Consider the following 14559-nt stretch of genomic DNA (forward strand, 5'->3'; position numbering starts at 1 on the left):
TAAGAATTATTTTGGCTAAAAGTTGCATGAACGCTGTAAGCTAGCGGGTTTCTAAAAAGTTGGGTTCAATACCCTGACTGCCCACTAACATCATTATTAAATAACAGTAACGCTGCCTTGAGGCCGTTACTGTTATTTTTTTATCTAAATTTAAATTCCCGGTAACTATAAATAGTTACCGGGAATTTTTTGTTTCTAGTTAATTATTAATTAGCCTCAGGTACATAAGCAATTGATGAGAATTTATTATACGACTTCACAAATAGCAATTTAATCGTTCCTCGAGGGCCGGAACGGTTTTTCTCGATAATTACCTCAACCTCACCTACATCGCCCATATCGTCATCATTTTGGCCACCTGAGTCATCATCTTCGCCATCTTCACGCTCATAATAATCATCACGATACAGAAAGGCAACAATATCAGCATCTTGCTCAATTGAACCAGATTCACGGATATCAGATAAAACCGGTCGTTTGTCCTGTCGTTGCTCCACACCACGAGAAAGTTGTGATAACGAGATTACTGGCACATGCAACTCCTTGGCAAGCTTCTTTAACTGACGAGAAATATCAGAAACCTCTTGCTGACGGTTTTCGCGATTCCCACCTTCAATTAATTGAAGATAATCAATCACGATCAACCCCATATTACCGGTTTCTTTTTCCAATCGTCGACACTTAGCACGTATTTCTGACATCTTAATACCGGGAGTATCATCAATATAAATGTTAGCTCTTGATAAACTACCCATTGCCACGACAAGATTTTGCCATTCTTCTTCAGTTAACTGCCCAGTTCTTAAGTGATTAGCATTAATACTACCTTCGGCACAAAGCATCCGGTTAACTAACGATTCAGCACTCATTTCCAAACTAAAGATGGCAACAGCTTTATCCGTTTTTGTTCCAACGTTTTGGGCCACATTTAACGCAAACGCAGTTTTCCGACGGCTGGTCGAGCAGCTAGAATAACTAATTCGTCATCATGAAGACCTGTAGTGATTTTATCTAATTCAGGATATCCAGTTGATAGGCCTGTAATTTCATCACCATCTTGAGATAAGCGATCAATTTCGCTAAAGGCTGAATTTAACACGTCTTTAATTGGCTTAAATCCTGACTGGTTACGATTCTCGGCAACATTCATGATATCGCGTTCAGCATTATCTAGAACTGTTTCAACATCATCCTCTGTGCCGTAACTATTCGTCACAATATTAGTTGCCGTTTGGATTAATCGTCTTAAAACAGACTTGTCCTTAACAATTTTAGCGTAGTACACAATATTAGCCGCTGTTGGCACAGAACCAGCTAATTCAGCAATATAAGCGATGCCACCGGCATCCTCAAGATTATTTTGATCAGTCAACATATCTGACACGGTAACGACATCAATTGCTTGATCCTTATCATTTAAATTAACCATCACCTGAAAGATAATCTGGTGAGAGCGTTTATAAAAATCGCTAGGATCCAAATATTCCATTGCCTCAATTAATGCATCAGTACTTAAAAAATTGCTCCTAAGACCGCTTTTTCAGCATCGGTATTTTGAGGTGGTAATTCATTCATAGGTTCATTGTTCATCTTGGTTCCTCAAATTTCTACATAATTAGACTTATCTTAGCACACTAAATTATAAATTAAAAAACGTTAGTTCATTGAGATTTAAAATCTAACAGAAAAAGAAACACCTCACAATTACCAGGAATGGCAACGTGAGGTCGTCTCTTATAACGCTTATTGTTCAGTTACATGAACGCGAATTTTAGCGGTTACTTGTGGGTGAAGCTTTACAGGCACATTAGTATACCCAGCAACCCTAATTGGCTCGTTAAGCTCGATTTTTCGCTTATCAAGCTTAATTCCATACTGCTTATCAAGTGCTGACGCGATTTGCTTACTTGGAATTGATCCAAATAGTCGACCATCAGAGCCAGCTTTAGCAGTTAACTCAACCACTGTATCATCATTTTCAAGAACTGCCTTAACTTTTTGGGCGTCCTCTAAAACTTCTTCAGCTTTTTTCTCTTCAGCTTTTTGTTGACCTTTTAAGTTGGCTCATTGCTGTTGGTGTAGCTGCTTTAGCCTTACCTTGCTTAATTAAAAAGTTTTGGGCATAACCATCAGGAACTTCCTTGATGTCACCGCGTTTACCTTTTCCACGAACATCTTGTAAAAAAATTACTTTCATAATTAATCACTCCTACTTAACAGTATTCCTGTTATTCATTATCATCGATATTCTTAATGGTTTCAAGCAACATTTCTTTAACATCACTAACTGACTTGTCATCAATCTGGGTTGCCCCACTTGAAAGGTGACCGCCGCCGCCCATTTGTTCCATAATAATTTGGACATTAATATTTCCAGTGCTCCGAGCAGAAATTCCTACCCGGCCATCTAGTCGTTTAGTAATGATGAATGCCGCATCAACCCCCGCCATAGTTAATAGTGAATCGCAAGCCTGCGCAGCTGTTACTGAATCATATGCTTTATCATCTTCACCAGTAATCAGCGCCATATTATCATTGAAAAATTCAACCAATGAAATTAAATGATTTCGTTCAAGATAATTATCAACATTTTCCTTCATTAACTGTTGCATATCATTAGAATCAGCACCAGTAGATCTTAGATAACTGGCAGCATCAAAGGTTCGCGTACCGGTTCTCATAGAGAACCGTTGGGTATCCACAAAGATTCCTGTAAGCATCGCTGTCGCTTCAACCTTATTAATGGGTTCCTCTTCATGTGATTGATATTCAAACATCTCGGTAATTAATTCACACGTTGATGATGCATATGGTTCAATATAGACTAACATTGGGTTTTCTGGAAATTCTTCTCCACGACGATGATGATCAATAATAACCACTTTTTTAGCCATTGTCTGATAGACATCTTCTGAAATACTAATTGAAGGCTTAGAATGATCCACCATAATTAATAAACTGTTAGCAGTGGCCTTGGCCATTGCTTCAGCTGGCGTAATGATTGCATCACTAATTTCTGGATAACTCTTAGTTTCCTGAAGTAAACGTTGGATATCAGAGTGCACCTGTTCCTTATCTAAAACAATCCAACATTTTTTCCCATTCATCTGAGCAATTCTTCTAATTCCCAAACAGGCTCCCAAAGAATCCATATCAGGTCTAGTGTGACCTTGAACAAACACTTGATCAGAATCATTCATCAGCTCATTCAATGCTTGGGAAATCATTCTGGCACGTACTCTAGTCCGTTTCTCCATTGGATTGGTCTTACCGCCGTAGAATCGAGCAGTTCCATCAAGTTCCCGAACAACGACTTGGTCACCACCACGACCAAGCGCCAAATCAAGGTTACTTTGAGCTTGATCTGCTAAACTATTCAAATCTTCATCTCCATAAGAGATTCCGATACTTAAGGTTAACGGGAAGTTTTGCTTAGACGTACTTTCCCGCACCACATCTAAAATGTTGAATTTATCGGCTTCAACATCATTAAGCGACTTTACATATGCTAATAAGAAGAAATGATCATCATCAATTTGCTTTAAATACATCCCATATTTTTGCGACCATGACGCCAATTCGTTAGTCACATAATTACTAAGGTTAGAAATTTCTTGATCGGTCATTGATTGCGTAATTTCATCATAATTATCTAAGAAAATCTGGCCAACAGTAATTTGTTCATTATCATATCGTTCTTCTAGCTTGGCATACTTAGTAATATCTAAGAAATAGATTGTATTGTATTCCCGTTGCACAAGCATTGAAAATTTGTTATCCCGCCAAGTAATGGTGTGAAACTCATTTGAATCCTCATATTTTAAAATTGTTTCCTCTAAATTATGATCTAAATCACCAAGCGTCTTTTGGAGTACGTTCTCATCTTTAAAATAATTTAGTAAGAATGGATTGGCCCATTCTATCCGTTTATTATCCCCTAAGACTAAGACACCGATTGGCATCTCTAAAAGCGCTTCTTGCTCTCCACGATGAATCCGATATGATAAATCAGCAATGTACTTGTTTGTATCAGAACTAATTTCATTCATCATCACGATCGTATAAATCAATCCAACAATACTAATTGCCACCAGGACAACTGCTGACACCATGCTGTAAAGAAAAGATACAACTACGCCGTAAATCACAGTGATTGCGATAAAAATCATAATTCGTCTTAATCTGGTATTGTGTAGAAATGGCGGTAATTGGCCACCACTCTTTGAATTATTATTATCCATATTAATCCTCTTAACTTAACGATATACTGCTCTTATTTTACCACAAGTGGGATTTATCTACTCATTATCAAATTAATCTGGAAATTTAGTTAAAAAAAACCGAGATATAATTATCTCAGTTTCCTAATATACTATTAGTCTTCAGCAACGAAAGGCATTAATCCCATGATGCGTGAACGTTTGATAGCAATTGTTAATTTACGTTGGTTTTGGCGCTAGTTCCAGTCACACGACGTGGAAGAATCTTTCCACGTTCTGAGACGAAACGAGCTAACAAATCAACATCTTTGTAATCAATGTACTCGATGTGGTTTGCTGCGATAAAATCAACTTTACGACGGCGACGGCCGCCACGTCTTTGTTGAGCCATAACTATTTCCTCCTCAAGTTATTTCGATTGTTTACCTAGAATGGTAAATCGTCATCGGAAATATCAATTGAGTCTCCAGAATTAGCGAATGGATCTGCTGGCGCAGAGTTATTGCTATTATTTGAAGAATTCCCAAATGGATTTCCATTACTTTGTTGAGGAGCATTGCCACCTTGTGGTGCGCTTTGATTATTGTTATCACGATTTGAACGTGGTTCCAATAATGCAAAGTTTTCAACCACAACTTCGGTTACATAAACTCGTTGACCTTGTTGATTTTCATAATTTCTAGTCTGAATACGACCATCAATTCCAACCAAAGATCCTTTATGAACGAAGTTGGCAAATTTTCAGCCGATTTACGCCAGATAACGCAGTTAATGAAATCTGCCTCACGTTCACCTTGTTGATTTGTAAACTGGCGATCAACTGCAAGTGTAAATGTACCTACAGCTGTTCCACTTTGAGTGTATCGTAAATCAACATCGCGGGTTAGGCGACCCGTTAACATTGCTCTGTTTAGCATGCTGAATTTGCCCCTCTCAATTTAAAATTTAAATATTAGCCTTCGCGAACGACAGTCATTTGACGTAAAATGTCGTCATTGATCTTTGAAAGACGATCAAATTCGTTTAAAGCAGCATCTGAATCAGCAGTTAAGTTAACAATGTGGTAAGTACCTTCATTGTAACCACCGATTTCGTAAGCAAACTTACGTTTTGACCAGTCTTTAGAATCGATAATCTTAGCACCGTTATCAGTCAAGATCTTGTCGAATCTTTCTACTAAAGCAGTTTTAGCAGCGTCTTCAATATCAGGACGAATGATGTAAGTAATTTCGTATTTCTTTTCTTCCATGATTTGCACCTCCTCTTGGACAAATGGCTCTTCTTAAAAAAAGAGCAAGGAGAGTTTCTGTATTATCAGATACTCACAATTTAAAACTATAACATGCATCCATAAAAATATCAATATGCCTAATTTGTTGTTTTACGATACGTTAATTATATACGAAAAAGATGACGATAACCGTCATCTTTTAAAAATTTATTCTTCTGAGTGGTTATCAACACTTTCGTCAATAACTTCACTATTTTCTTCATCATCTTCAGGAGCTTCCTTTTCAACCTTAGCCATTGTTGCAACCTTGGCATCATCGTCCATTCTAATCAAATGAACTCCAAGCGTTGCTCGACCGGTTTCAGAAACGCCATTAACGTCGAATCGAATCATGACACCTTTGTCAGTAATCAACATGATGTCTTCCTTGCCATCAACGGTAGTTAAACCTGCTAATGGTCCATTCTTTTCGGTGATATTTGCAGTCTTGATTCCCTTACCACCTCGACCCTTAATTGGGTACTGGTTAGCATGTGTTCGTTTTCCATATCCCTTTTCAGAAATAATGAATACTTCACTATCAGGAGATAAGATATCAGAGCCAACTACGTAATCTTCTTCACGTAATCTAATTCCCCGAACCCCGGTCGCGGAACGACCCATTGACCGAACATCAGAGGCTTTAAAACTAACTGCATATCCCCGGTGAGTTCCGATAATAATGTTTTGATCAGCTTCAACGATCAATACGTTATTAACTTCATCCCCATCCTTTAGATGAATTGCCTTTAGTCCATTACTTCTAATATTAGTAAATTCAGCAACTGGCGTCCGCTTAACTGTTCCATTGCGAGTGACGAAGAATAATTCTTTTTCAGAATCATTATTTCGATCAGAAATATTAATAACTGCTTGAATCTTTTCGCCATTCTCAATGCTTAACAAGTTAATTATTGGAATTCCCTTAGCTGATCTACCATATTCGGGGATTTCGTACCCTTTCATTCGGTAAATCTTACCAGCGTCAGTAAAGAATAGTAAAACATCATGAGTTGATGTTGAAACTAAATGTTCAACGAAATCGTCGTCATGAACTCCCATTCCTTGAACTCCACGACCACCACGGTTTTGGGATTTGAATTCATCAGTTGGAATTCGTTTGATGTAACCATTATGAGTTAGTGAGATGATAACATCTTCTTCCTCAATCAAGTCCTCATCTTCAAGGCTAAGAACTTCCCCGACCAATAATTCAGTCCGGCGAGCATCTCCAAATTTACTTTGAATTTCAAGTAATTCTTGGTAAATAATTTGATTGATACGTTCACGACTGCTAAGAATTTCTTTGAATTCCTCAATGCTTTTCATCAATTCAGCGTATTCTTTATCAATCTTTTCACGTTCTAGACCAGTCAATCTAACCAATCGCATATCCAAGATTGCTTGCGCTTGTTTATCACTAAGGCCAAAGTCATCAATTAATTGGTTCTTAGCAATTTCACCAGTTTGTGAACCTCTGATGATTTTGATAATAGCATCAATATGATCAAGGGCAATTCTTAAACCTTCAAGAATGTGTGCTCTCGCTTGGGCTTTGTTTAAATCATACTTAGTTCTTCGAGTAATAACTTCAACTTGGTGTTCCAAGTAGTACGTCAAAATCTCTTTCAGACTAAGAATTCTTGGTGTGTCATCGACAATAGCTAACATGTTAAAGCTAAATGAAGTTTGCATCAAAGTTAATTTATAAAGGTTATTCAAAATAACTTCAGCACTTGCTTCACGTTTAACATCGATAACTACTCGCAAGCCTTCACGGTCAGATTCATCGTTAATATCAGAGATTCCTTCAATTCGCTTATCACGAACTAGCTCGGCAACTCTTTCAATTAACTTAGCTTTATTAACCATGTATGGAAGTTCAGTAGCAACAATTTTTTGCTTGCTGCTAGCGTCCCCTTCAATTTCAACCTTAGCCCGTAAGGTAATTGTTCCCTTACCAGTTTCGTAAGCCTTACGAATTCCAGACTTACCCATAACGACTCCCCCAGTTGGGAAGTCAGGCCCAGGTAGAGCCTCCATTAAATCAGCAGTAGTTGCGTCAGGATTATCCATCAAAATATGAATAGCACTAATTACTTCAGCCAAATTATGAGGTGGAATATTGGTTGCCATCCCAACGGCAATTCCGGAAGCACCATTAACTAATAAGTTAGGGAACCGGGCTGGTAAGATACTTGGCTCACGTTCTGTTCCATCGTAGTTATCAACGAAATCAATCGTATCTTTATTGATATCCCGAAGCATTTCCAAAGCAATCTTACTAAGACGAGCTTCGGTATAACGCATGGCAGCTGCGCCATCACCATCGACAGAACCAAAGTTACCGTGACCATCAACTAACATATAACGATAACTGAAGTCCTGAGCCATCCGAACCATTGATTCATAAACAGCTGAATCACCATGGGGGTGATACTTACCTAAAACATCCCCAACGATTCTGGCAGACTTTTTATATGGCTTATCAGGGGTAACCCCTAATTCATGCATATCGTATAAAATCCGTCGATGAACAGGTTTTAAACCATCACGAACGTCTGGTAATGCCCGAGCGACAATAACACTCATTGCATAATCCAAGAACGATGTTCGCATTTTTTTAACTAAGTCAACGTTGGTTACGCGACCATCATAGTTGCTATTTTCATTAGCCAATCCTCAAACCTCCATTTCGGACAACCAAATTGTTTCACATGAAACAATGACTAAATATCTAAGTTTTCAACGAAGACTGCGTTATCTTCAATAAATTCACGACGTGGTTCAACCTTGTCACCCATTAACATCGAGAAGACATCGTTAGCTTCAGCAGCATCTTGAGATTCAACTCGGAGTAATCTCCGGTTTTCAGGATTCATGGTTGTTTCCCATAATTGTTCCGCATCCATTTCACCAAGACCTTTGTATCGTTGAATAACTGGCTTAGGTGATGGTTGTAGTTGACCAAGAAAAGCGGTTAGTTCTTCGTCGCTATCAATATATTTCTGCATCTTACCCTGACGAACCTGATACAAAGGTGGTTGGGCAATGTAGACAAATCCAGCATCAACTAGCGGTCTCATATATCTATAAATCAACGTTAACAACAGCGTTTGAATATGCGCACCATCAACATCGGCATCTGTCATAATAATTAATTTATGATAATGAATTTTTTCCAAATCAAAGTCGTCACCGAATCCCGTTCCCATTGCGGTAAATAGCGAACGAATTTCTTCGTTGGCTAAGATTTTATCCATAGTTGCCTTTTCAACATTCAAAATCTTTCCCCGAATTGGCAAGATGGCCTGTGTGATTCGCGAACGGCCTTGTTTAGCAGAACCGCCGGCAGAATCACCCTCGACGATAAACAATTCTGAAATTTCTGGGTCCTTACTAGTGTTATCAGCTAATTTACCTGGTAAATTACTAATTTCTAGGCCACTCTTTTTACGAGTAACTTCACGAGCACGTTTGGCAGCACTTCTAGCTTTTGAGGCTAAAATACCACGATCAACAATTTTCTTAGCAGTACTTGGATTTTCCATCAAAACCTTTGAGAAATGTTCACTAAAGATTCGATCAGTTGCCGTTCTGGCGTCAGAATTACCCAATTTAGTTTTAGTCTGACCTTCAAATTGAGGATCCGGATGTTTAATACTTACAACGGCTGTCGTACCTTCACGAACATCTTCACCTGAAAGGTTATCATCATTATCTTTAAGCAGATTGTTCTTACGCGCATAATCGTTAATTACCCGCGTTAAAGCTCGCTTAAATCCTTCTTCATGAGTTCCACCTTCATAGGTATGAATGTTGTTAGTGAACGTCATCAAGTTGCTGTGATAATCATCAGTATATTGAATAGCTACTTCAACGGTAATACCATTCTCAATTCCCTCAACATAGATAGGTTCATCAAATAAAACGTCCTTGTTTTTATCAAGATATTCAACGTAATGTTTGATTCCACCTTCGTAGAGAAATCTTCTTCAATTGGCGTCTCGGGACGAAGATCTGTAACGATGATCCTTAAGCCCTTATTTAAGAATGCCAATTCCCGAAGTCTAGTTAGTAAGATTTTAATGTCATAAATTGTGGTTTCTCTAAAAATATCTGGATCTGGAATAAAGTGAACTTTAGTTCCGTGGAGATCTTCAGAAACATTATCAACGACCTTCATTGGTGTTTTAACTCGACCACGTTCAAATTCCATCCGGTAAACTTTACCATCTCGAGTAACTTCAACATCCAACTCTTTGGAAAGTGCGTTAACAACAGAGGCCCCCACACCATGAAGTCCACCGGAAACCTTATATCCGCCACCGCCGAATTTACCACCGGCATGCAAAATAGTAAAAACTGTTTCCAAAGCAGGCTTACCAGTCTTTTGCTGAATATCAACCGGAATTCCCCGACCATCATCAGTGACTGTAATACTGTTATCTTTTTCAACCGTAACAGTGATTTCTGATGCAAACCCTGCCAGAGCTTCATCAATCCCATTATCAACAATTTCCCAAACTAGATGGTGAAGTCCTTGAGACGTCGTAGTACCAATGTACATCCCTGGACGTTTACGAACAGCTTCAAGCCCCTCAAGTACTTGAATTTGGCTGGCATCATATTCATGGGCTAACTCTTTTTTGTTTCTTTTTCGTCTGCCATTACGATCCTCCTGATCTTAATCCCTACTTACTTTGCCATCAGCTATATGAAATACCTGCGGATTGGTAAGTAATTCCTGTTGAACCCCGCTTAAACTGGTTGTTGTCAAAAATGTTTGCACCCGATCTTGAATTGCTGTCAATAAATGTGTTTGACGGTAATCATCAAGTTCTGACAAAACATCATCAAGTAACAAGACCGGATATTCACCTGTCTGTTGCTTCATTAGATCGATTTCAGCGAGCTTTAATGATAATGCAGTTGTTCTTTGTTGCCCCTGTGAACCAAATGATTGAACTTCTTTTCCATTTACGACGAACACAATGTCATCACGATGGGGACCAATGATTGTAGAAGCCTGCATTATCTCTTTTTCTTTGATGGTTGAAAATTGTGCTAAAAGATCTTTGTAGATGGAATCAACACTTGTTAATTCGGTTTTAGAAGCAGCAGTTTTATATCTAAATACTAACTTTTCTTTACCTTGAGAAATTTCACTATGAATTCGCTGAGCAAAAGTCTGCAATTGATTTAATAACGAAATCCGTTCAAAAATAATCTCAGCCCCGTATGCAGCAAGTTGGTCAGATAAGACATCCAGATAAACTTTGTCGTTACGACGCTGAAATTTTAAATCTTTGAGATATCGATTTCGCTGTTTTAAAATTTTCCGATACTGAGTCGAATTATATAGATAATGACTACTCATCTGACCGAATTCCATGTCCATAAACTTTCGTCGTCCCTGAGGCGAACCCTTAACAATGGATAAGTCTTCAGGAGCAAACAAGATTACATTTAGTTGACCGATATAGGTAGATAGCTTAGCTTGCTCTAAATGATTAAGCTTAGCTTTTTTACCCTTAGGTCCTAAATCAAGTTCAATCGGAACGGTTGAATACTGCTTTTCAATTGTCCCTTTGATTTGGGCATTTTGACTATCCCAGTTAATAAGCTCCTTGTCATTTGATGTTCGATGACTCCGAGCTAAAGCTAAAACATAGATTGCCTCTAACAGATTTGTTTTACCCTGAGCATTTTCGCCTAGTAAAAACGTTAATTCCATCAGAAAAAGTTATCTCTTGGTCTTCATAATTACGAAAATTATGAAGACTAATTTTCGTTAACCTCATTCACTATCCTGCTTTGAGCGAATAAAAAATAAGCCAACATCAGGAACTGAAACATTATCCCCATCACGAAGCTTTTTGCCGCGACGGTTTTCTGGTTCACCATTAACATCGACCGCTGTTTCTCTTAAATACCACTTTGCTTGGCCACCAGTTGAAATAACTGATTCTTCTTTTAATAACTGGCCTAATGTGATGTATTCACCATCAATTAAAACTTCTTTTTTCACAATTTCACCCACCTTTAACAGGTAATATTATACGCTAAAATTAATAAAAAAGTACATCACACGAATGCATATAAGCCATTTTGAGCCGTTTTTCTAATTTTTGATATTTTGACCAAAAATAAATAAAATTCCTAAATGAGCCGTACACCGAACATAAAGGAAATTTAGCCATTAATTTTATTTAGGGACAAAAAAGATCACCATTTGATCAATGGTGATCTAAAACCGATTCTTTGTGAACTAAAAAGTTCTAATTGGCGTAATCAACTGAACAAAGCTTTCGCCATCTTCGGTTGGCATTAAGGTAAATGGTCTTAAAGCTGATGTGAAGTCAACGTTAATTGCAGTTTGGCTCAATGAGCGTAAGGCATCCTTCATATAATCGGGATTAAATGAAATTTCTAATTGATTTCCTTCAAGTGAAAGTGGATCAATATTTTCTTGAACCACTCCAACATCAGGAGAGTTTCCATAAATTGTTACCGATTTTTCATCTGGATCAATAATCATTTTAATTACGTTATTCCGAGATTCATGAGAAAGCAGTGAAGCTCGTTCAACAGTTGCTAGTAATGAAGATGCTTCAAATGAAACTCGCGTATCAAATGAATCAGGGATTAATCGCGACGTATCAGGATAATTTCCTTCCAATAATCTTGAGTAAAACAAGGTTTCCCCGATTACAAATAAAGCTTGGTTCTCTGTTACAGATAGTAAAATATCATCTTTGAATCATCAATCATCTTAGAAAGTTCAGACAGACTCTTGCCAGGTAACACAAAGTCATAGGTGTGTTCGAATGGCTGTTTCATTGCAACTTTCCGTTGGCTTAATCGGTGACTATCAGTAGCAACTGCCAAAATGTTTTCATTATCCATAGTGAAGTGAACTCCAGTAAGGATTGGCCGGCTTTCTTGGTTTGAAACAGCGACAATGGTTTCACTAATAATTTGCTTTAAAACATCTCCAGCAATTGGCAAAGAATTACTTGAATCAATTTCTGGTAAATGAGGATAGTTGTTAGCATCTAAGCCATTAATAGTAAAGGATGCTGATCCAGAAGTAATAACGGTTTGGAAGTTATCAGTAATTTCAATAGTTAGAGTATCTTCAGGAAGTTTTTTAACGATTTCAGTGAAGAAACGTGCAGGAAGAACTATTGCCCCCTCTGATTCAACTGCCAATAAATTATCAGGATTAGATGCCTTAATGGTGGTTTCAATTGAGATATCAGCATCACTACCTGTTAGAATCAAACTTTGATTTGTAGCAATAATTTTAAGTCCAGTTAAGATTGGAATTGTAGTTTTAGTTGAGATAGCTCTTGAGACAATATTAAGTCCCCTAATAAATGCAGATTTGCTAATTGTGAATTTCATTCGGATCGAAACCTCCTGGAGTTGTGTTGTATATATATATATTTAATTAATAAAAAAATAGAAGAAACAGTAGGGCCTGTGAATATGTGGATAACTATATAAAAATCTAAGGTATTACCCAAACAAGCCTGTGGATAATTATGTGGATAAACTTACCTGATCTTTGGAACTTATCCACAGACGATTATACCATTTTATCTAAGGCCTTTTTTTAATTCAGTAATTTCTTTACGTAAATCAGTATCTAGCTTAATCTTTTCATTAATCTTTTCATAAGCATGAATTACGGTCGTATGATCCTTGCCACCAAACTCCTTACCAATCTTAGGTAGAGAGTTATTTGTCATTTCTCTAGCTAAATACATAGCAATTTGTCTGGGCATAACAATTGAAGCTAAGCGTTTCTTGCCCTTTAAATCATTAACAGAAACGTGATAATACTCTGCAACAGTAGTCTGAATATCAACGATGCTTAGTTGATGACTTTGAGTCTCAAGTTTCAATCCCTTTAAAGCTTCATAAGCTAAATCAGTAGTAATTGGCTCGCCCTTTAACTTTGAGTAAGCTTGAACTCTAGAAAGAACTCCTTCTAACTCCCGAACGTTGGAATCAACTTGATTAGCAATATAGTTGATAGTTTCACTTGGAATTTCTAAGTTATCGATTTCGGCCTTATTTTGCAGAATGGCAATCCGGGTTTCCAAATCTGGTGGAGTAATGTCAACTGGTAATCCCCAGGCAAAGCGGGAAACAAGGCGATCTTGCAACTTAGGAATTTCTTGAGGTACCCGGTCTGACGTCAATACGATTTGTTTATCATCGTTATATAAATCATTAAACGTATGGAAGAATTCTTCTGGGTAGCCTCTTTATCAGCGAAAAATTGGATATCATCGACCATTAGAATGTCTACGTTTCGGTACTCTTGCCGAAATTCTTCGGTTTGATTAGTTTGGATAGCATTAATGAAATCATTAGTGAAAGCTTCACTGGTAACGTATTTAACTTTTGCATCTGGATGGTCTGCAACTAGCTTATTACCAATTGCTTGCATCAAATGAGTTTTACCTAAGCCGACGCCACCATAGAAAAATAACGGATTATAAAGTTTTCCTGGTTCTTCTGAAACAATTAAGGCTGCCGCATGAGCCATTTGGTTACCTTTACCAATAATAAAAGTATCGAAAGTGTAATGCGGATTAAGATGACCTTCTTTGCTTAAGGTGTAACCCGTTGAAGTCTTCGAGGAATTAGTGGAATTTGAATTGTCCGTGCTGGCGTTGACATCTGAATCGAGAATAAACTTTGGGATGATGTTGTCCTTGGTTAGAACAAATGCATATTCAATTAAGCTGGGAGCTAATTGTTTTTCCCAGTAATCACGGTGTAGTTCAGATGGCAAAGACAGCGTTAATGTAGAACCGTCAAAGCTGATTGGTTTAACTGGTTCGATCCAAGTTTCAAAAGATAGCTTGGGAGTATTAGCTTTGAACTTATCGCTGAGTTCGGCCCATAAAACTTCTTTGTCTAGCACGGCTGCTCCTCCTTAGTATGATTTTTTAAGTACTCGATTTTTGAAAACAAATTTATTTTAGCATTCTGAAAAAAAAGTTTTCCACAGGGTAAAAGTACCTGTGCATAATTGTTTCACATGAGTGA

4 protein-coding genes and 8 pseudogenes are annotated in these 14559 nt (G+C 37.7%); all 12 read right to left on the reverse strand.

Annotated features, from left to right (window positions below; all coding sequences use genetic code 11):
• Window positions 1-206 precede the first annotated feature (206 nt).
• Window positions 207-1590 (reverse strand): annotated as a pseudogene (gene dnaB, locus NBRC111893_RS02415) (replicative DNA helicase).
• Window positions 1591-1743: 153 nt separating this feature from the next.
• Window positions 1744-2197: pseudogene (gene rplI, locus NBRC111893_RS02420) on the reverse strand (50S ribosomal protein L9).
• Between the two features lie 31 nt (window positions 2198-2228).
• Window positions 2229-4241 (reverse strand): DHH family phosphoesterase, encoded by a 2013-nt coding sequence (locus NBRC111893_RS02425; RefSeq protein ID WP_191984808.1) that lies wholly within the window; start codon window positions 4239-4241, stop codon window positions 2229-2231.
• Window positions 4242-4375: 134 nt separating this feature from the next.
• A pseudogene (rpsR, locus tag NBRC111893_RS02430) lies at window positions 4376-4611 on the reverse strand (30S ribosomal protein S18).
• Window positions 4612-4646: 35 nt separating this feature from the next.
• Window positions 4647-5137 (reverse strand): annotated as a pseudogene (gene ssb / locus NBRC111893_RS02435) (single-stranded DNA-binding protein).
• 35 nt (window positions 5138-5172) lie between these two features.
• Complete coding sequence (rpsF, locus tag NBRC111893_RS02440) at window positions 5173-5469, reverse strand: 30S ribosomal protein S6 (RefSeq protein ID WP_125007849.1); 297 nt, start codon at window positions 5467-5469, stop codon at window positions 5173-5175.
• Between the two features lie 189 nt (window positions 5470-5658).
• Window positions 5659-8169, reverse strand: a complete 2511-nt coding sequence (gene gyrA, locus NBRC111893_RS02445; RefSeq protein ID WP_125007850.1) for a DNA gyrase subunit A — start codon at window positions 8167-8169, stop codon at window positions 5659-5661.
• A 50-nt stretch (window positions 8170-8219) separates the two neighbouring features.
• Window positions 8220-10161, reverse strand: a pseudogene (gyrB, locus tag NBRC111893_RS02450) (DNA topoisomerase (ATP-hydrolyzing) subunit B).
• A gap of 16 nt (window positions 10162-10177) precedes the next feature.
• Window positions 10178-11294: pseudogene (gene recF, locus NBRC111893_RS02455) on the reverse strand (DNA replication/repair protein RecF).
• A complete protein-coding gene (yaaA, locus tag NBRC111893_RS02460; RefSeq protein WP_191984809.1) occupies window positions 11291-11521 on the reverse strand; it encodes a S4 domain-containing protein YaaA in 231 nt (76 codons plus the stop codon). The pseudogene recF and the gene yaaA overlap by 4 nt, the downstream one beginning before the upstream one ends.
• Window positions 11522-11761: 240 nt before the next feature.
• A pseudogene (gene dnaN, locus NBRC111893_RS02465) lies at window positions 11762-12900 on the reverse strand (DNA polymerase III subunit beta).
• A 194-nt stretch (window positions 12901-13094) separates the two neighbouring features.
• Window positions 13095-14434: pseudogene (gene dnaA, locus NBRC111893_RS02470) on the reverse strand (chromosomal replication initiator protein DnaA).
• Window positions 14435-14559: the final 125 nt, after the last annotated feature.

The sequence above is a fragment of the Lentilactobacillus kosonis genome, assembly GCF_003864335.1.
In the GTDB taxonomy this organism is placed as follows: Bacteria; Bacillota; Bacilli; order Lactobacillales; family Lactobacillaceae; genus Lentilactobacillus; species Lentilactobacillus kosonis.